This is a genomic window from Streptomyces eurocidicus (genome assembly GCF_002891295.1).
Classification (GTDB): Bacteria; Actinomycetota; Actinomycetes; order Streptomycetales; family Streptomycetaceae; genus Streptomyces; species Streptomyces eurocidicus.
This window is the reverse complement of the sequence record NZ_LGUI01000004.1, coordinates 172,799-191,899: the sequence shown is the minus strand read 5'-3', so window position 1 is coordinate 191,899 and position 19,101 is coordinate 172,799. Positions and strand designations below refer to the sequence as shown.

Genomic DNA, 19,101 nt, shown 5'->3' with positions numbered 1-19,101 from the left:
GGCGGGCCGTCCTCACCGGGAGGCGCCGGCTCCGCCCGTCGTCGGCAGGTAGCGCGGCGCCCGCCAGGCGTCGAGGCGGTGTTCCACCGCGGCGCCGAGGGACAGCAGTCCGGCGTCGTGGCGGCCGCCGGTCATCAGGAGCAGACCGACGGGGAGCTCGCCCACGAACCCGGCGGGCACCGACAGCGACGGATACCCGGCCGCGGCCGCCGGGGTGGAGGACGGGATCACGTCGTTGTCACCCCGCGCGCAGTCGGTCGTCCAGGCGGGCGGGTTCGTCGGAGAGGCGATGGCGTCCAGGTGGTGGGCGGCCAGGGTCTCGTCGATGGAGCGCCGGGAGAGGTCGTCGAGCTCGGCCCTCATCGCCCGGTAGCGCGCGTCGGTGGTGGGAGGCGCGGCGAGTGCCTGCTCGAACAGCTCCTGACCGGAGAAGCAGGTCCGCTCCACCGGGTGGGTGCGGTTGAACTCGATCAGTCCGGCGAGGTTCCGGGGCCCTTCGCGCGTGGCGAGGTAGGCGTCGACGTCCCGGTGGAACTCGCTCAGCAGCGCCGGGTATTCGAGTTCCGCGAGTCGCTCCTGGTACGGGGGCGTCACCTGGACGACCTCGGCCCCCGCCGCGCGCAGGCTCTCGGCGGTACGGGTCATCAGCGCGTCCACCTCCGGGCCGAGTGAGGGCAGCCGCCACAGGCCGATGCGCTTGCCCCGCAGCCCGGCGCCGGGCCGTGCCGCCCGGTCCGGGAATCCGGCGGGGCGCGTGGTGTCACCGCCGGTGAGGACCGCGTAAGTGAGCGCCGTGTCGGTCACGTTGCGGGCCATGGGGCCCGCGGTGTCCTGATCCGCGGAGATCGGCACGACGCCGGCTCCGCTCACCAGTCCGCGGCTGGGCTTGAGGCCGACCACCCCGTTCATCCCGGCGGGGCACACGATCGAGCCGTCCGTCTCGGTGCCGATCGCCACCTGCGCCAGCGACGAGGCGAGCGCGGCGGCCGACCCGGCGGAGGAGCCGCACGGATTCCGGTCCAGGACGTAGGGGTTGTTCGTCTGCCCGCCCACGGCCGACCATCCAGAAGTCGGCTTGGTCGCCCGGAAGTTCGCCCACTCGGAGAGGTTGGTCTTGCCGAGGATCACCGCTCCGGCGTCCCGCAACCGGGTCACCAGGGCGGCGTCGGCGCGGGGCGGGCGGCCGGCCAGCGCCGCCGAACCGGCCGTCGTCGGCATGTCGCGGGTGTCCACGTTGTCCTTGAGCAGGACGGGGATCCCGTCGAGCGGGCCCCGTGCGTGGCCGTGCCGGTGCCTGGCGTCGCTGGCCGCTGCCTGCCGCAGGGCCGTCGGGTCGGTGCGCAGCACCGCTTTGATCCTGGGGTTGACGGCCTCGATCCGTCGTAGGTAGGCGGCGGTCAGTGCCGACGAGGTCAGCGACCCGTCCGCCATGCGGGCCTGGAGTTCCGGGATCGTCACGACGTCGAGGTCGGCTCTCGGCTCCCGGGGGCCGCCGCCGGACGCCGGCGGACCGCCGGTGCCGGTGGGATCGGCTTGTGCTTGTGGGGCCGGCGCCCCTGTCAGGAGGGTCCCCGCGATCAGAGCGGCGACCAAGGTGGCGACACTTCTCTGCCTCATGGGGACAGCGGACAACAGGGCCACCCTCCGGCACAAGAGGGCCGTGGCGCCGCGGCCGCCGGCATCGGTTCGCGGGAGGGGAGATGCCGGCGTGTCCCCGGCCGTGCCGGAGCCGCCGGACCGGAGGCTCCGGCGCGGCCGGGAACAGCGGCTCCCGGGGGACCTCGTGGCCGTGCGTCAGCGCGTGGTGCGTGCCGCGTCGCGCAGCCTGCGCCAGGTGCGGCCGACGGACGCCGGCCCGGCGCGGCGGACGCCGGGTCCGCCGGCCTCCCAGTCCCGGGCCGTCTCGGCGAAGGTCTCCGCAGGCGTCGGCGTGGCCGGTCGCCGCGCTCGCGCGGCCCTGGCGGCGAGCCGCAGGTCCTCCGGTCCGATCGCGTCGAGCCTCGCCCTGGCGTGGCCGAGCAGCGTGGCACAGGCGTCGGTGATCGCGGCCTCGCCCAGCGGGCGCGCCGGGAGGTCGAGCTCTTCGGCCAACCGCTGTTCCAGGGCCTCCCGCAGGTCCCGCAGGGAGATGTCGCGGATCGTCAGCGACAGGTGGGCGGACAGTCCGGCTTCGCCCACCGCGCGGTGGGCGAAGGCGCGCGGGATGTAGAGCACGTCGCCCGGTTCGAGTACGCGGTGCAGGCGCCGCGGCGAGTGCTCGTCGTCCGGGAGCTCCCCCAGTGACCAGTCCGCCGCCGCCGGCGCGTCGTGGACGTACCAGGTCTTGCGCCCGGCCACCTGGAGGGCGAACACATCGGCGTCGTCACGGTGCACCGCCAGGCCCTGGCCGCCGGCCGGCGTGAGGAAGAAGAACGCCTCCACGCGCCGGTCGATCTCCTCGGACAGCCGCTCCACCAGCTCGCCCGTCGGGCGGTGCCACTGGTCGACGCACCGCAGGAGCAGCGTCGCCCCGGCGCGCAGTTGCGCGACGACCTTCGCGCGGTCGGCGAAGCCGCGGTGCGTGATGCCGTTGATCACGCGTGACGTGGTGTAGGCGTCGGGCGGGACGACGACCTTGTCGGAGCGGACCATCTCCAGGTAGGGGGTGCGCAGCAGCCCTCCGTCGAAGGCGGCGTCCAGCTCGTCGAGGTCGAACGGCGAGGCGAAGGTCTCCGGCGTGAAGACCGCGGGCTCGCGCTGCCACTGGCGGCCGGCGAAGCCCTCGGCGTCGCCGACCCAGCCGGCCAGCGTGGGCGATTCCATGGTGTTTCCCGTGGTGTCAGGGGGTTCGGTGCTCGCGGGCGGGCGCATGCTCCGCGACGACAGGGGTTCCGGTGGGGTGGTCACACCACCCGTGGACGGCGCGGGGTACGGCGCCTGGTCATCCCCCGATCCGGGCGTCGAACCGCACGGAGAGCAGGGAGCGGAGGGGGACGTGCTTCTCCTGGTCCGGGTCGCGGATGACGAGCCGGTTGTCGAGGGCGACGTTCAGCAGGCGCTCGGCCAGGGGCACGATCAGGTGTTTGGCCCAGCAGCGGGCGCCCTCGAACCCGTACGGCATGAAGGCGGGCGTCTTCTCCGGGTCCGCGACCCCGGCCCACCTCTCGGGCCGGAATGCCAGCGGGTCGGGCCAGTGGTCCGGGTGGCGGTGCATCAGGAGCGGGAAGAGCGCGACGTTGTCCTCGGGGCGGATCTCGGGGTGCAGCGCGGTGTACGCCTCCCCGCCCTTGCGGAACAGCATCCACGCGGGCGGGAGCAGCCGCAGGGTCTCCCACAGGATCGCGGTGAGGTCGGCGCGGGCTTCCTCCTTGTCCCGCGTCGGCCCCATGAGCCACAGGGCGTTGCCGGCCAGTGCGGCCACGCCGTCGCAGAGGGTGGCCGTCGCGCGCCGGTACATGGCGATGGCCTGTTTTCTGTCCTGGGTGCCGGAAGCGCCGCGGATCAGCTCGGCCAGCGCGGTGCGGTCGCCCTCGGGGCCGGATCCCGGCCAGGCGGTGACGGCGCGGTCGACGATCCGGGAGAGCGTGTCGGAGCGGGTGACGCCGCGTTTCGACAGCAGGGAGACCGGCAGGGGGTCGGACTGGAAGAGCCACCGGCGCAGGTAGGAGGTGGGCGCGTAGGGCCAGGAGCCGGACAGCCCGCGCGCCGGGGGCGGCGGCGTCCGGATGCCCGCCATGACGTCCTGCCCGAGCGCGCGGATCGTCCGTGTCGCGCTGTCGTGGGGGATGTCGGCTCCCGCGGCGGGCTTGTAGACCGAGCGCTCCGTCGAACGCACGGGGCGCGCCGCGACGATTTCGGCGACCAGGTGGGGGTCGGAGACGCCGACCGTGGTCGCGTCGATCCGGAACACCTTTTCTTCCCTGGCCAGCAGGTCCTGAATCCGGGGGGCGAATACGACGGAATGGTCGCGCACCGTCGCCGGCGCTGTTTCTTGCACGAGAATCCCGCCTCCGTGGGAATGGCGATGAAATGCGTCCCCCGCGGCGGGCGGGGAGCTCCGGGCGGGGAACGGGCGGGACCGCCGCTCCGCGCCGCGGCCCGGTCTGCGGCGGGATCCGACGCGGTCGTGGCCGCCGGGGCACTGTGCGCGCCGGCGGAGGCGGCGGCCGTGTGCCGCTGCCTCCGCCGACCGCGGTACGTCAGATGACGTGCAGCACCCACGCGTGGTTGGCGAGGTCCTCGTCCTGCTTGAACTTCTTCACGATCGCCTTGATCATCTTCATGAGTCGCTCCAGTTCTCGATCACAGAGTGTGCCGCGCCCGGATGTGTCGTCCGGGGCTCCGGCGGGGGTCCAGCTGCCTTCACTCTGCCGGAGGCTCGTGGACGCTGAGCATCGTGGAAAACCACGATCATTTCGCGCCGCCCTCCACCGCGCGGGGCGAGCGCCCCGGGCCGTACGCGGTGCCGGGCCCGGCGGACGGACACCCGCCGGGCCGTCGTCCTCGTCAGGCGCCGTACCGGTCGATGAGCTTCCGCATGGACTCGAAGGCGGGCTTGGGCGCGTAGTCGTCGGTGGTGAGCCCGAACCGGTGGAAAAGCCCCGGGTTCGCGCTGTCGGCGTCGCGCAGCGCGAAGTGGGTGTACCCGCTCAGCCCGAGTTCCTCCGCCTGGGCCGCGACGACGCGGATCACGGTCTCGACCACGTCGGCCTGGCGGTGCGGCGGCCGCTCGGGGCCGGTGGGCCAGCCGTGTTCGGTGATGTGCAGGGGCAGGTGCCCCAGGCCGGCGGGTGCCAGCACCGCGTCACGGTGATGGCGCAGCAGACCCTCGACGGCGCCCGCGAGGTCGGGGGCGGCGACGGGCCGGAAGACGTCGACGCGGCCGTACACGAGGCCGCTGGTGCCCGGGTGTTGTCGGGCTCCTGGGCTACCGTCCGGGGCATGGACAACACCTTGCCGCCGGTACGGCTCGACCCCTGGGCCCCGCAGGACCTCGGGCTGCTGCGGGCGTTGAACACGCCGGAGCAGATGACCCATCTCGGCGGCCCCGAGACCGAGGAGCAGATCCTCGCGCGCCACGAGCGGTATGTGCGGCTCAGCGCGGACCGCACGGGCGCGGGCCGGATGTTCCGGATCACGCTGTTCCCGGAGGGGGGCGTGGTCGGCAGCATCGGCTTCTGGCGGCATACCCGGGACGGCGAGCAGGTGTACGAGACCGGGTGGATGGTGCTCCCCGGGTTCCAGGGCCGGGGCGTGGCGACCGCCGCGACGCGGGTGGTCACCGAGCGGGCCCGGGCCGAGCGGGCCCACCGCTTCCTGCACGCCTTCCCTTCGACCGGCAACAAGCCGTCGAACGCGGTCTGCCGCAAGGCGGGCTTCGAGCTGATCGGCGAGCGCGACGTGGAGTACCCGCCCGGGCGGCCGGTGCGGTGCAACGACTGGCGGCTGGCCCTCCGGCAGGCGTGCCCGGAGGGGCCGTAGCTCATCGGGCGGCGTGGCGTTCCAGGTAGATGGAGGTGAAGACGGCGACCTTGGCGCGCAACGCCCACGGGTCGAAGGGCTTGCTGATGTAGTCGACCGCGCCGGCCGCGTACCCGCGGGCGGAGTGTTCCGGGTCCACTCCCATCGCGGTCAGGAAGATGATGGGCACATCACGCGTGCGGGGCCTGCGTTTGATGTGCGCGCACGTCTCGTAGCCGTCCATCTCCGGCATCTGCACGTCCATGATGATGACCGCGAAGTCGTCGTGGTCCAGGAGCGCCTTGAGCGCCTCCCGGCCGGAGGAGACGGTGACGAGGCCCTGGTCGAGGGTCTCCAGTACGGCTCTCATCGCGAGCAGGTTGTCCGCCTGGTCGTCGACGATCAGGATCCTGGGCAGGATCCGGGGTCCGGAGTCGACGACGGGCAGGGCCGGCCGTTCGACGGCCTCCAGCTGCCGTTCGAGCAGATCGCACCGGGCCTCCGCGGCGGCACGCTGCTCCCCGGCCTCGCGCAGTTCCTCACCCAGCCGTGACACCTCGGCCTCCAGGGCGTCGCGTTCGCGCAGGAGGTCGGAGACGTCGGGATGGGCCGCGGCGAGCTTGTCCGCCCGCTCCCGCTCGGCGCTCCGGTCGGCCTCCAGCTGGTTGAGGCGCACTTCCAGGTCGGCGATGCGGTGGGTGCGGTCCAGCAGGGCGTCGCCCAGCACGTCGCCGCGAACGCTCGACCGGCGCGAGACCCGGTCGGCGTCGGCCAGTTGCTGCTCCAGGATCTCCACCGCGTGCTTGGGCGAGGAACCGGCGTCGACCGCCGACCCGTACAGCCCGCGTACGAACTCGATGGCCTCGGCGGTGACGGCGGTCCCCCGGTGCTGGGCGAGGTCCGCGAACAGGTCCATGATCACTTGCCAGGGAGGCAGGCGGGTTCCGTTCAGGTAGCGCGAGAACGTCCCGGGATCCCGCCGGCGCCGGGCCGCGTACCGGCGCACGGATACCCCCATCCCCTCGAACAGCTCCCGCAACGCCTGGGCGAGTGCGCGAGAGCTGTCCGTGAGATCGTCCCCCAGCGGCCGGAGCTCACCCATGTCCTGCCCCCTCTCCCCCGCCGTCGCCCGCGGCCCGGTGCGGCCGGCCGTCGTCCGGCTCGGCGGCGACGAGACGGTCGAAGAACCGCACCGCCACCCCGGCGGCGGCGAGGCCCGCGAGCGCGCCGCGCGGTGTCCCCTCACCCGCGTACGCGGTCAAGGCGCCCGCCGCCGCGCCGGCGAGCGACGCGAGCAGGAACACCAGGGTCGTTCTCAGTGACAGCAGCGGCCGGTCCACCGAAGTCTCCATCCGTCTGACCCGTTACGCAACGGGACTGGTCACCCGTCCAGCGGATTGCGGGAAGGCGACTCACAGAATGGAGTGACACGGAGCCGTTGCGCCGTGCGATCGGCGAATGAGCGCAACGCTGCCCCGCGCCGTCCTGGGTCAGCGCCGCCGGAAGCGGCCGTTCCCGCTGGTGGGAGCGCTCCGGCCGGAAACGTTGCGCCGTTGCGCGGCAACGCTCGGGTGTTCCCTGCCGAGTCCGCGGGTCGTACGCGGAAGGGTTGACCGTCAGGCGCGGTTCGGTTCCGGCTCCGGGTCAGGGCCGAGGTCAGGGCAAGGCGCCGGCCCGGGGGAAGGTGCCGGCGCGCGGCGAGGGAGCAGCAGCGGGGTCGCCAGCAGGAGCACGCCGGCCAGACCGATGGCCGTACGCGGGCCGAGCAGGCCGCCCAGCACGCCCCAGAGGGCCGTCAGGAGCGCGGTCGAGATCTTGGTCGTCACCGCCCAGGCGGACAGCGTTCGGGCGACCCGGTCGGTCGCGGTGCGCTCGAGGCGGTAGGTGGCGTACACGGGGTTGAAGATCCCGCAGCAGAGGATCAGCCCGAGCTCGACGCCCATCACCAGCAGCAGCCCTCCGGTCCCCGGCCCCAGGAAGGCCAGCCCGACGGGCCAGAGCGCGCGCAGCGTCCCGGTCGCGGTCAGGACGCGGTGCTGCCCGAACCGGGTGGCGAGCGGCCGGGCCAGCCGTGAGCCGAGCAGCCCGCCGATCGAGGGGACGGCGAAGGCGAGGCCGTACTGCCATGGTGCGAACCCGAGCCGGCCGAGCATCAGGACGGCCAGCAGCGGCTGGGTGGCCATCACCAGGGCGTTGAACAAGGCGGTGTTGAGGAAGAGGGGGCGCAGCGTCGCGTCGGCGAGGATGTACCGCCAGCCGTCGAGCAGGTCGCCCGCCCGCATACGGACGGCCTCCCGGCGCTCGGGCCGCGGCTCGGGCCCGCCCGTCGCGCGGATGCCCAGGGCCGAGAGCAGATAGCTGACCGCGTCGGCCAGCACCGTCGCCACCGGGCCGAGGAGCCCGGTCATCGCGCCGCCCAGCGGTGGTCCGATGATCGTGGTCGTCCAGGCCGTGGACTCGAACCGGGCGTTGGCGACGAGCAGGTCCTCCGCGGGCAGCAGGGTCTTCAGGTACGCGCCGGAGGCGGCGCGGAAGGAGATGTCGGCCGCCGCGACGACGGCCGAGACCAGCAGGAGCTGGACGAAGGTGAGCACGCCGAGCGCGTACGCGGCGGGGATCGTCAGCAGCGCCGCGCACCGCGCCAGGTCCGTCGCGATCAGCACCGGCCGTTTGCGGCGGAACTCCACCCACGGGCCGAGGGGCACCGCCACGGCCGCGCCCACCGCGGCCCCCACGGAGGAGAGGGCGGCGACCTCGGCGGGTCCGGCGTGCAGCACCTGGACGGCGATCAGCGGGAACGCGCCGAAGGCGAGCCACGTGCCGAGCGCGCTGGTCCCGTACGCTCCCCAGAGCCACCCGAACCGCCGCCCCAACCGGTGCCCGCTCCCCACGCCCGCCCCTCACCACTCATCCGTACAGCCGTCCCGCGATCGCACCATCAAAGCGGGCACCGTACCGGGTATCAAACGGCGAGGCGCGCCGGACCCGGCCGACCTGCCACTACGTGCCGGTGGTGGTCATTCCGGGCCACCCTGCCAGGTCACGCGCATCGCCTCCGGCCCCCGGATGTGCGGCCGTTCTCTCCATGTGATGTCGCGGACGGTCAGCTCCGGGGTCCTGGTGAGCAGCACCCGCAGTCCCTCCTGGAGGTCGATGCGCCCGAGCTGGGCGCCGACGCAGTAGTGCGCGCCATAACCGAAGGTGAGGTGTCCACCGGGTGGCCGGGTGAAGTCGATCGCGTCGGGGTCCTCGAATCGGGCCGGGTCGTGGTTGGCCGACTCGATGGCGACGGTCAGGGCTTCGCCCGCGCGCACCAGCGTGCCGCCGACGTTGACGTCCTCCCTCGCATAGCGGACGAACAGGCCGGCACCGGCGGAGGCGTTGTTGCGCAGCAGTTCCTCGACCGCCGCCGGCAGCTCGGCCGGATTCGCACGCAGCCGGTTCCAGAGCGCACGGTCGCCCCGCGTGAGGACGTAGACGCAGTTCGGAATCTGGGTGATGATCGCCTCGAACCTGGCCAGCAGCATGCTGACGACCAGGTCGATCAGCTCGGTGTCGGTGAGCCGGTCCTCCTCGTCCCGGGCCTGGACCATCGCCGACATCAGGTCGTCGCGGGGGCGGGCCCGACGCTCGGCGATGAGCCGCTCGGTGCAGGCTTGCAGGGCACCGAACCGCCGCATCATGTCCTCGTGGCCGACGGCGCTGCCGGGCATCAGCGCCGCGCTGGTCGACTCGAACACCTCCCGGTCCGAGACCGGTACGCCGAGCAGGTCGCAGATGGACAGCACGCTCATCCGCTGTGCGTAGTCCACCACGATGTCCATGCCCGGCCCGGCGGCCATCGCCGACGACAGCAGATCGTCCGCCGCCGCGTGCACCGTCGGGCGCTGCGCTTCGATACGGGACCTGCTGAGGGCTTTGAGCAACAGCGTGCGCAGCCGGGTGTGTTCGGGGGCATCCATGGTGATCAGCCCGGCCAGGTCGGTCGCCTCCTCCTGGCGCGGGAAGTCCCGGCCGACCGACATCGCGCGGCTGAACCGCGCGTCGCCCAGCACCAGCCGGGCGTCCGCGTAGCGGGTGACCAGCCAGGTGGGTTCACCGTAGGCGAGCCGCACCCGGAGCAGCCCCTCGCGCTGCCGCAGTTCCTTGAACCGCTCGTTGACCTCGATGCCGCGGCCGTCGTCGAAGGGGAAGTGCTCCAGTGCCTCTGTGGCGTCGGGAAGATCGGGAACGGTCGTCATATGGGGTGTACCTCCGTCAGCCAGTCGTGCAGGTTCGCTGAGATCAGGTCGGCGTGCTGGGACAGGATGGTGAAGTGATCGCCGGGCAGCCTGCGCACGCGGTGCGCCAGTTCGGCCGGGAACGGGTGGTCCTCCGAGCTGGTGGGCAGACCCGCGACGACCTCGCTGGCGAGCAGGTGCAGGATCGGCGCCTTCAGCGGACCGGGCCGCCAGCCGCTGAAGATCCTGCTGTAGCCGCCCATCGCCGCGATCTGGCCGCTGGTGGTCACCGTCCGGTCCGGACGGTTGAGCGCCATGCCCATGAGGTCACGTCGGCGGATCTGCTCACGCATGAACTCGCTGCGGGTCTCGGTCTGTTCCATCTCCTCCTCCGGCAGGTACGAGTCCAGCAGCAGCAGCGCGGTGACGGGGACGCCGGTCCGCTCCAGGTGCGCGGCCAGGTCGTGCGCCAGCCAGCCGCCCGAGGAGTAGCCCGCGATGATCAACGGGGTGCCGGCCAGCTCACGGCGCAGCGGTTTCGCCAGCATCCGCATCAGGGCGGCACGGTCGGCGGGCAGCGGCGCCTCACCCGCGAATCCGGGTGACCACAGCGACCACACGTCGGACGCGGGGTCCAGCCCGGCGTGCAGGTAGGAGTAGGGCAGGTCCAGGTTGGGGAAGATCGGCGGGGTGAGGCCGACGATCGTGGGGCCACCCGTGCCCGCCCCCACCCGGCGCAGTTCGGCGAGATCGCGCGGATCGTCCTGGTCGAACGTGTCGCGGGTCTCGGAGGCCGCGCGGGCCAGGCGGAGGGCGACGTTGATCCGGCCGGTGCGGATCGCCCGGATGTAGAACGAGGCCAGGCTGCCGTCGCTTTCGTCGGCGTTCTCGGGCGCCGGGTCCACCGGCCCGGTGCCGGATTCCGGGGCCTCGTGCCCGGACCGGGCGGTCCCCGCGATCTCGTCGAGCGTGCCCTCCTCGGCGCGGGCGGCCAGCTTTTCCAGTACGCGCTCGGTGAGATCGACCACCGTGGGATAGTTCAGCACGTCGGCGAGTTCGATCTCCACACCGGCATCGGTGGTGAGTTGATCGCGCAGATCCTCCGCGCCCAGCGAGTCCATCCCGAGATCGCGGAACGTGTCCTCGGCGTCGACCCGGTCATCCGGTCCGTTGCCCAGCGCCCGGCCCAGGCACTCACGGACCAGCGTCTCGACCCGGCCGTTGCGCTCCTGCTCGGGCAGTGCCCACAGCACAGCCGCGGGCGAGCGCCGATCGGGCTCGCGCGTCCCGGGGGCGTCGGAGATCAGCACCGGCATGGTCCACTCGCGCTCGATCCAGTACCGGCTGCGCTGGAAGGCGTAGCCGGGCAACGGGATACGCCGCGCACCGGCGCCGGCCAGGACGGCGCGCCAGTCCACCGCCGCGCCCAGCACGTACGCGCGGCCCAGCGCGCGCACGACCGCCGCCGAACCGGTCACCATGCTCTCCGTCTCCTCCGGCACGGCCAGCACGGCGGGACCGTCGGACAGCGCGGCGGCCATGCCCGAGGTGTCCCCACCGAATACGAGCAGCAGTCGATGGCCGTCGGCCCGCAGCTCGCGGGCGGCCGGGCCGGATTCGGCGGCCGGCACCGTGCGGTAGTCGTCCTCGTCCGGACGGTCCCGCAGCCAGCGGCCGGTGTCCCCGCACAGCACCGGCACACCGGGCGCGGGGGGCGGGACATCCACGGCGTCGGGTCCGGCGCCCGCGGGACACCCGGCCGCGATCCGCAGCGCCGAGGGCAGGGACAGCCACCCGACCGCCCAGGACGCGGCCAGCCGGCCGGATCCGTGTCCCGCCAGCGCCGCCGGGCGCACCCCGGACGCGCACCACACTCGTGTCACGCCGGTCAGCACGGCCAGCGTGGCCGGGACCAACACGTCCGGCCGGTCCAGTGGTGGCGCGTCCGGGTCACCGCGGAGCACATCCGTCAGAGACCAGCCGACCAGCCCGGCCAGCACTGCCGCGCATGCGGAGAGGTGCTCGGCGAACGGCTCGGCCTCGGCGTACTGCGCGGCCAACGCGCGCACCACGGCCGGGGTGCACTCGTGCGGGTACAGGAACGCGGTGGTGCCGCTCCGCACGGCGGTGCCGGAGACCGCCACCGTGGCGTTCCCGGTGTCGTTCCGGCCCGTGCTCAGCGCGGTCAGGCCCGCGGCGAGGTCGGCCGGGCGGGAGCCGAACACCACCGCGCGGTGCGGCAGGTGCGCCCGGGCGGTGGCCAGCGACCACGACAGGTCCAGCGGATCCGGGCGCGCCCGGTCGAGGTACTCGTGCAGCGCGGCCGCCTGCGCGGACAGCGCCTGTTCGGTCCTGCCCGACAGGGTCCAGGCCAGCAGTGGCGGGACGGCCCGGTCGCCGGGCTCGGTGTCCGGGTCGGGCCCCGGGTCCTCCAGGATCACGTGCGCATTGGTGCCGCCGACTCCGAACGCGGACACGCCCGCCCGCCGGGGACGCCCGTCGCGCGGCCACGGAACCGCGCTGGTGAGCAGTTCGACCCCGCCCTGCGCCCAGTCGACCCGGGGGGTCACCGTGTCGATGTGCAGGGTCCTGGGCAGCGTGCTGTGCCGCATGGCCAGCACCATCTTCACCACGCCGGCGACTCCGGCCGCGGCCTGGGTGTGGGCGAGGTTCGACTTCACCGCGCCGACCAGCAGCGGCGGCCGGTCACCGCGGTGGCGGCCGTACCCGGCCAGCAGCGCCTGCGCCTCGATCGGGTCGCCGAGCGCGGTGCCCGTGCCGTGCGCCTCCACCGCGTCGACGTCCGCGGGCGACAGGCCGGCCGAAGCGAGCGCGTCGGCGATCACCTGCTGCTGCGCGGTTCCGTTCGGGGCGGTCAGCCCGGAGGAGGTGCCATCGGAGTTGATCGCCGATCCGCGCAGCACCGCGAGCACCTGGTGGCCGTGCCGCCGCGCGTCGGACAGCTTCTCCAGCACCAGCATTCCGGCGCCCTCGCCCCACGCGGTGCCGTCGGCGGCCGAGGAGAAGGGCTTGCACCGTCCGTCCGGCGCCAAGGCGCGTTGCCGGGCGTAGTCGATGAACAGCAGCGGGCTGGACAGGACGGTCACCCCGCCCGCGAGCGCCAGGGTGCACTCGCCCGCGCGCAGCGACTGCACCGCCAGGTGGATCCCGACCAGGGACGAGGAACAGGCGGTGTCCACCGTGAGCACGGGCCCCTGCAGGCCGAACACATAGGCCAGCCGGCCGGAGGTCACGCTGCCCGCGTTGCCGATGGAGAGCTGGCCCAGCATGTCCTCGGGCATCTCGCGGACCGCCGTGGCGTAGTCCGCGTTGGACAGTCCGAGGAACACGCCGGTGCGGCTGCCGCGCAGCCCGGCCGGATCGATACCGGCGGACTCCAGCGCCTGCCAGGTGACCTCCAGCGCGATCCGCTGCTGCGGGTCCATGCTGAGCGCCTCGCGCGGCGAAATGCCGAAGAACTCGGCATCGAAGTCGGCCGCGTCGTCGAGGAAGGCACCGTGCCGGACGTAGGAGCGGCCCGGCGTGCCCGGTTCCGGGTGGTAGATCTGGTCTTCGGTCCAGCCGCGGTCGGCCGGGAACCCGGTGATCACGTCCCGCTCCGCGGCGAGCAGTTCCCACAGCTCCTCCGGCGAGCCGACCCCACCGCCGAACCGGCAGCCCATGCCGACCACGGCCACCGGGTCGTCGACGGGGTTCTCCAGCTCCCGCAACCGCTCCCGGGTGCGCTGGAGTTCCGCGGTGACCCGCTGGAAGTACTTGACGAGCTTCGGATCCTCGCCCACGGCTTTCGATTCCTTTCCGGTCGGCCGGGCGGTCCCGGCTGCTGGCTCACGCATCGCCGAGTTCCCGGTCCACGAAGGCGTAGAGCTGGTCCACGGAGGCCGAGCTCAGCTCGTCCACCCCGGGCCCCGGCTCGCCGTCCAGCGCGCGCAGCGCCGCCCGCAGTCGTCCGCGCAGCGCGTCGCGCTGCGCGTTCTCGCCGGCCAGCGCCTCCTCGACCGCCCGCGCGAGTCCGGAGAGCTGATCCGGGCCGCGCTCGGCGGGGCCGTCCGCCGGTTCCTCCGCGCCGGCGGCATCCGGCGCGACCTCCGTGCCGAGGTGCGCCGCGAGGATGGCCGGAGTGGGGTGGTCGAACACCAAGGTGGCGGGCAGGGTCAGACCCGTGGCGGTGTTGAGCCGGTTGCGCAGCTCGACCGAGCTCAGTGAGTCGAACCCGAGGTCTCCGAACGGACCGTCCGCGGGCACCCCGTCCGCGGACGGGTAGCCGAGCACGGCCGCGATCTGCCCGAGCACCAGGTTGAGGAGCTGCCGGTCCCGTTCGGCGGGGCTCAGCCGGCCCAGCCTGCGGGCCAGGTCCGCCGGGGACTCGGCGGGCGCGGCGGACCGCGCGGAGCGCCGGCGGCGGGCCGGGCGGACCAGATCGCGCAGCAACGGCGGAATGCCCTCCTCTCCCAGCCCGGCCACGGTGCCCGGATCCAGCCCGATGGGCACCAGGTGGACCCTGTCCGAGCCGGTCGCGGTGTCCCAGAGGGACAGGCCCTGCGCGACGGTCAGTGCGCGGATCCCGGTGCGGTCCATGCGGGCCCGGTCCGCGGCGGCCAGCCCGCCGCCCATCCCGTCGGTCGTGCTGGTCCCGCTGTCCGGCGCCCACAGGCCCCAGCCCAGCGAGCGGGCCGGGAGCCCGGCGGCGGCCCGCTGGTTCATGAGCGCGTCCAGGAAGGCGTTCGCCGCGGCGTAAGCCCCCTGGCCCGCGGTGCCGAACACACCGGCGGCGGAGGAAAAGCACGTGAACCCGGCGAGATCGAGATCCCGGGTCAGCTCATGCAGGTGCCAGGCTCCGTCGACCTTCGGCGCCAGTACGTTCTCCACTTGCCCGTCGGTCAGCGACTCCACCAAGCCGTCGTCCAGCACACCGGCCGCATGGACCACGGCGGTGAGCGGGTGTGCCGCGGGCACCTCGGCCAGTACCCGGGCCACGTCGCCCCGCCGGGCGACGTCGCCGCGCGCCAGCTCGGCGTGCGCGCCGAGCCGGCCGAGTTCGGCGACCAGTTCCGTGGCGCCGGGGCTCTCCGCGCCACGGCGCGAGAGGAGCAGCAGCCTGCGGGCGCCCCGGCTCGCCAGATGCCGGGCCAGCGTGCGGCCCAGCGACCCGAGCCCACCGGTGATCAGCACGGTGCCGTCGGGGTCGGGCGTACGGGCGGCCGAGCCGCCGTCGCTCTCCGCCGGACCGTCGTCGCGGTGCAGCCGGGGCACCAGCAGCTCGCCCGCGCGCAGCGCCACCTGGGGCTCACGGGCCGCGGACGCGACGGCGACCGCGTCGCGCAACGCGGTGTCGGCCGGCTCGTCGACGTCGACCAGCAGGAGGCGGCCCGGGTACTCGTTCTGTGCCGAGCGAGCCAGCCCGTGGGCCGCGGACAGTGCCAGGTCGGGTTCGTCGCCCGCCCGCACGCCGAGCGCGCGCTCGGTGCGGACCACCAGCAGCGAACCGGCGAACCGCTGGTCGGTGAGCCACACTCGCAGGTGCCCGGTCAGCTCGGTGAGCGCGGCGCGGACCCGTGCGGTGACGTCGTCCCCGGCGGGCCGGGCCGGGCGCAGCACCACCACCGGCGGCACCGGGTCCTCCGCGTCCGCCAGCGACGCGAGGTCGAGCCCGCCGATCCCGGGGTCGTGCCAGCCACCGGAATCGTCCACTGTGGACGGCCGGCGCACGGGCACCCAGTCCTGTGCGAGCAGTTCCGCGCCGTCCTCGGCCGGTCCCAGCAGGTAGGACTCGTCGGCGGGCAGCGGCCGGAACACCAGGGAGTCCACCGTGGCCACGGTGGCACCGGTCTCGTCCGCCAGCGTGATCGTCACGTCGCCGTTCCCGCCGGTGACGTGCACCCGCACCATCGAGGCTCCGGCCCGGAACAGCGACAGCCCCGACCACGAGAACGGCATCGAGCCGCTGCCCTCGTCGATCCCGTCCAGCTGCGGGCCGAGACCGACCGCGTGCAGTGCCGCGTCCAGCAGCGCCGGGTGCAGGCTGTAGCGCTTCGCGTCCCCCGCCGCTTCGACGGGCAGGGCGACCTCGGCGAACATCTCCGAGCTCCCGTCGGGGTGGTCGCGTTGCCAGAGGGTCCGCAGACCTCGGAACGCGCCCTCGTAGCGGAAGTGCCTGCCCTCCACCACCTCGTCGTAGACGTCCGCGACCGGGATCTCCCGCGCGTCCCGCGGCGGCCAGTGCGCGAGGGTCGTGTCCGGCGTCGCGGTGCGGATGCCCAGGTAGCCGAAGGCGTGTGACCGCCATGGGCCCGGCTCGTCCCGGCCCACGCCCTCCGGCCGGGAGTACACCCGCACCGGGCGACGGCCGGTCTCCTCGGTGTCGCCCACCACCACCTGCACCGACACCCCGCCGTGCGCCGGCAGGACCAGCGGCGCCTCGACGGTCAGCTGTTCGAGCAGATCGCAGCCGACCTGCTCGCCCGCGGCCAGCGCCAGTTCCACGAAACCGGTACCGGCCAGCAGGGGGATGCCGCGCACCAGATGGCCCCCCAGCCAGGAGTGCGACTGAAGGGACAGCCTGCCGGTGAGCAGCACGCCGTCGCCCTCGGCCGCGGACAGCACGGCGCCCAGCAGCGGGTGGCCCACCGGGAGCAGCCCGGTGGAACGCAGGTTCAGCCCGTTCCCGTCCGGCACCAGCCAGTACCTCTCGTGCTGGAACGCGTAGCAGGGCAGGTCCGCCGTCCTGGCGGGCGCGGCGGGCAGCACGGCGGACCAGTCCACCTCCACGCCTTGCGTGTGCAGCGCGCCGAGGGCGAGCAGCACGTCCTTGGTCTCGTCACGATCGGCCCCGCGCAGGGTGGGCACCCTCGCCTCGTCCGGCCCGGCGTCCCGCCCGGCCAGCGCGGAAAGCACCGCGCCCGGCCCCAGTTCGAGCAGGACGCGTGCACCGGCCTCGCGTGCGGTGCGCAGCCCGTCGTGGAACCGCACCGCCTGCCGGACGTGCGCGGTCCAGTACGCCGGCGAGCGCAACTGCTCCGCCGTGGCCGTCTCGCCGGTGAGGTTGGAGATCACCGGGATTTCCGGATCGTGCGTCGTCAACCCGGCCAGGACCGTGCCGAACTCGGCCAGCATCGGCTCCATCAGCGGCGAGTGGAACGCGTGGCTGACCCGCAGCCGCCGGGTCCGCCGTCCCCGGCCCGCCCAGTCAGCCTCCAGCTCCGCGATGTCCTCGTCCGCACCGGAGACGACCACCGTGTCCGAGGCGTTCACCGCCGCGACGGACACCCGCCGCGCGCGCCCCGCCAGCCAGGGGGCCAGGTCCTGCTCGGTGCCCTGCACGGACAGCATCGCGCCGCCCTCGGGCAGCGCGGCCATCAGGCGGCCTCTGGCGGCCACCAGCCGGACCGCGTCCGGCAGCGACCACACCCCGGCCACGTGCGCCGCGCTGATCTCCCCGATCGAGTGTCCCAGCAGCATGTCCGGGCGCACACCCCAGGAGTGCATCAGCCGGAACAGCGCGACCTCCACCGCGAACAGGGCGGCCTGGGCGTAGTCGGTGCGGTCGAGCAGGTCCGGTTCGCCCTCGAGCACGGTCCGCAGCGGACTCTCCAGCTCCCGGTCGAACAGCTCGCACACCTCGCCGAACGCCTCGGCGAACACCGGGAAGGAGGCGGCGAGCTGCCGCCCCATGCCGAGCCGCTGGGCGCCCTGGCCGGTGAACAGCACGCACAGCCCGCCGCCGGCCGCGGCGCCCACCGCCACATCGGTGACCAGGCCGGTGTCGAGGTGGCCGCGCAGCGCGGAGGTGAGTTCGGCCCGGTCCCGGCCGGGCACCGCCAGCCGGTGGCGGAAGTGGGTGCGGCGGGTGGCCAATGCGTGCGCCAGCCCCTCGGCGGAGGGAGCATCGCCGGACTCGGCGAAGGCCAGCAGCCGGGTCGCCTGGGCGCGCAGCGCGTCCTCGGTCCGGCCCGACACCGTCCACACCAGACCGGCGGACGGCACGCCGGGCTCCGGCGCCTCCGGCTCGACGTGCTGTTCCAGCACGACATGGGCGTTGGTGCCACTGATCCCGAAGGAGGAGACGGCGGCGCGGCGCGCTCGACCGGTCTCCGGCCAGGGCATCGCGTCGGCGAGCACGCTGACCCCGTTCACTCCCCAGTCCACCTTCGGGGTGGGGCTGTCCACGTGCAGCGTCTTCGGCGCGAGACCGTGCCGCATCGCCATGATCATCTTGATGATGCCGGCCACGCCGGCCGCGGCCTGCGTATGCCCGATGTTGGACTTCAGCGAGCCCAGCAGCAGCGGCCGGCCGGACGGCCGGTTCCGGCCGTAGGTCGCCACCAGCGCGGTGCCCTCCACCGGGTCGCCGAGCGGGGTGCCGGTGCCGTGCGCCTCGACCACGTCGACGTCCTGGGTGGACAGTCCGGCGTCGGCGAGCGCGGTACGGATCACCTCCTGCTGGGCGGTGCCGTTGGGTGCGGAGAGCCCGTTGCTGGTGCCGTCGGAGTTGACCGCCGAGCCGCGCAGCACCGCGAGCACCTGGTGGCCGTGCCGCCGCGCGTCGGACAGCCGCTCCAGTACCAGGAGACCCGCCCCCTCGGCCCAGATCGAGCCGTTCGCCCCGGCCGCGAACGCCTTGATCCGAGCGTCCCGGGAGGTGACGCCCTGGCCGCAGAACTCGACGAACGTCTCCGGAGTGCTCAGCACCGTCACACCGCCCGCCAGCGCGATCGGGCACTCGCCGGCGCGCAGGGCCCGCATCGCGAGGTGGGTGGCGACCAGGGAGGACGAGCAGGCGGTGTCCACGGTGAGGGCCGGGCCGTGGAAGCCCAGGGCGTAGCTGATCCGGCCCGAGATCACGCTCATGGTGTTGCCGGTGATGCCGTACTGGGAGAACTGGTCGGTGCCCTGCCAGAGCATCTCGTAGTCGTTGCTGGACGCGCCGACGAAAACCCCGGCCCGCTCGCCCACCAGCGAGTCCGGCAGGATGCCCGCGGACTCCAGTGCCTCCCAGGCCAGCTCCAGCACCAACCGCTGCTGCGGGTCCATCACCAGCGCCTCGCGCGGGGAGATCCCGAAGAACGCGGGGTCGAAATCGCCCGCCCCGCTGAGGAAGCCGCCCTCGCGCACGTAGGACCGCCGCGCCTGCTGGGACTCCGGATCGGCGTCGTAGAGCTCCTCGATCGGCCAGTGCCGGTCCCCGGGGAAAGGCGAAATGGCGTCCGTGCCCGCGGCCACCAGGTCCCACAGCTGGGCGGGCGAGGCCACGTCGCCGGGCAGCCGGCACGACATGCCGACCACCGCGATCGGCTCGGTGGACTGCTCGGTCGCGTCACGCAACTGCTCCCGGGTGCGTAACAGATCGGTGGTGACCCTCTTCAGGTATTGCCGGAGCGTGCTGACTTCATCGGACATGAACGACTCCCTGCGACAGATGGCC

At 73.8% G+C, this 19,101-nt stretch carries 10 protein-coding genes and 1 pseudogene; 1 reads left to right on the top strand and 10 read right to left on the bottom strand.

Annotated features, from left to right (window positions below):
- Positions 1 to 12 precede the first annotated feature (12 nt).
- From AF335_RS14930 to AF335_RS14915, 4 genes and pseudogenes are all read right to left on the bottom strand, one after another.
- On the bottom strand, positions 13 to 1,617 hold the full coding sequence (locus AF335_RS14930; RefSeq protein ID WP_102918874.1) for an amidase family protein: 1,605 nt from the start codon (positions 1,615 to 1,617) through the stop codon (positions 13 to 15).
- A gap of 177 nt (positions 1,618 to 1,794) precedes the next feature.
- On the bottom strand, positions 1,795 to 2,802 hold the full coding sequence (locus AF335_RS14925; protein ID WP_170127698.1) for a JmjC domain-containing protein: 1,008 nt from the start codon (positions 2,800 to 2,802) through the stop codon (positions 1,795 to 1,797).
- Positions 2,803 to 2,920: 118 nt separating this feature from the next.
- Positions 2,921 to 3,976: a cytochrome P450 gene (locus AF335_RS14920; protein WP_146045527.1), complete on the bottom strand. Its 1,056-nt coding sequence runs from the start codon at positions 3,974 to 3,976 to the stop codon at positions 2,921 to 2,923.
- A 509-nt stretch (positions 3,977 to 4,485) separates the two neighbouring features.
- Positions 4,486 to 4,854: pseudogene (locus AF335_RS14915) on the bottom strand (hypothetical protein); the annotation flags it as partial.
- Between the two features lie 66 nt (positions 4,855 to 4,920).
- Between AF335_RS14915 and AF335_RS14910 the strand changes: the two are divergent.
- Positions 4,921 to 5,460 carry a GNAT family N-acetyltransferase gene (locus AF335_RS14910; RefSeq protein WP_102919237.1) on the top strand — a complete coding sequence of 180 codons (540 nt, stop codon included), beginning with the start codon at positions 4,921 to 4,923 and terminating at the stop codon, positions 5,458 to 5,460.
- 1 nt (position 5,461) lies between these two features.
- On the opposite strand, the gene AF335_RS14905 is transcribed toward AF335_RS14910, so the two are convergent.
- From AF335_RS14905 to AF335_RS14880, 6 genes are all read right to left on the bottom strand, one after another.
- A complete protein-coding gene (locus AF335_RS14905; RefSeq protein ID WP_102918871.1) occupies positions 5,462 to 6,541 on the bottom strand; it encodes a response regulator in 1,080 nt (359 codons plus the stop codon).
- Complete coding sequence (locus AF335_RS14900; RefSeq protein ID WP_221505740.1) at positions 6,534 to 6,791, bottom strand: hypothetical protein; 258 nt, start codon at positions 6,789 to 6,791, stop codon at positions 6,534 to 6,536. The genes AF335_RS14905 and AF335_RS14900 overlap by 8 nt, the downstream gene beginning before the upstream one ends.
- A gap of 264 nt (positions 6,792 to 7,055) precedes the next feature.
- Positions 7,056 to 8,330: an MFS transporter gene (locus tag AF335_RS14895; protein ID WP_102918869.1), complete on the bottom strand. Its 1,275-nt coding sequence runs from the start codon at positions 8,328 to 8,330 to the stop codon at positions 7,056 to 7,058.
- A 126-nt stretch (positions 8,331 to 8,456) separates the two neighbouring features.
- Positions 8,457 to 9,680, bottom strand: a complete 1,224-nt coding sequence (locus tag AF335_RS14890; protein WP_102918868.1) for a cytochrome P450 — start codon at positions 9,678 to 9,680, stop codon at positions 8,457 to 8,459.
- Entirely contained in the window at positions 9,677 to 13,516 is a 3,840-nt protein-coding gene (locus tag AF335_RS14885) for a type I polyketide synthase (RefSeq protein WP_102918867.1), read from the bottom strand. Before AF335_RS14885 ends, AF335_RS14890 begins: the two co-directional genes overlap by 4 nt.
- Positions 13,509 to 19,076, bottom strand: a complete 5,568-nt coding sequence (locus AF335_RS14880) for a type I polyketide synthase (protein ID WP_102918866.1) — start codon at positions 19,074 to 19,076, stop codon at positions 13,509 to 13,511. Before AF335_RS14880 ends, AF335_RS14885 begins: the two co-directional genes overlap by 8 nt.
- Positions 19,077 to 19,101: the final 25 nt, after the last annotated feature.

Coding starts and splice junctions, on each gene's coding strand:
- AF335_RS14880 (WP_102918866.1), bottom strand. CDS start 19,076: ATGTCCGATGAAGTCAGCACGCTCCGGCAATACCTGAAGAGGGTCACC.
- AF335_RS14905 (WP_102918871.1), bottom strand. CDS start 6,541: ATGGGTGAGCTCCGGCCGCTGGGGGACGATCTCACGGACAGCTCTCGC.
- AF335_RS14930 (WP_102918874.1), bottom strand. CDS start 1,617: ATGAGGCAGAGAAGTGTCGCCACCTTGGTCGCCGCTCTGATCGCGGGG.
- AF335_RS14925 (WP_170127698.1), bottom strand. CDS start 2,802: ATGGAATCGCCCACGCTGGCCGGCTGGGTCGGCGACGCCGAGGGCTTC.
- AF335_RS14910 (WP_102919237.1), top strand. CDS start 4,921: ATGGACAACACCTTGCCGCCGGTACGGCTCGACCCCTGGGCCCCGCAG.
- AF335_RS14885 (WP_102918867.1), bottom strand. CDS start 13,516: ATGCGTGAGCCAGCAGCCGGGACCGCCCGGCCGACCGGAAAGGAATCG.
- AF335_RS14900 (WP_221505740.1), bottom strand. CDS start 6,791: ATGGAGACTTCGGTGGACCGGCCGCTGCTGTCACTGAGAACGACCCTG.
- AF335_RS14890 (WP_102918868.1), bottom strand. CDS start 9,680: ATGACGACCGTTCCCGATCTTCCCGACGCCACAGAGGCACTGGAGCAC.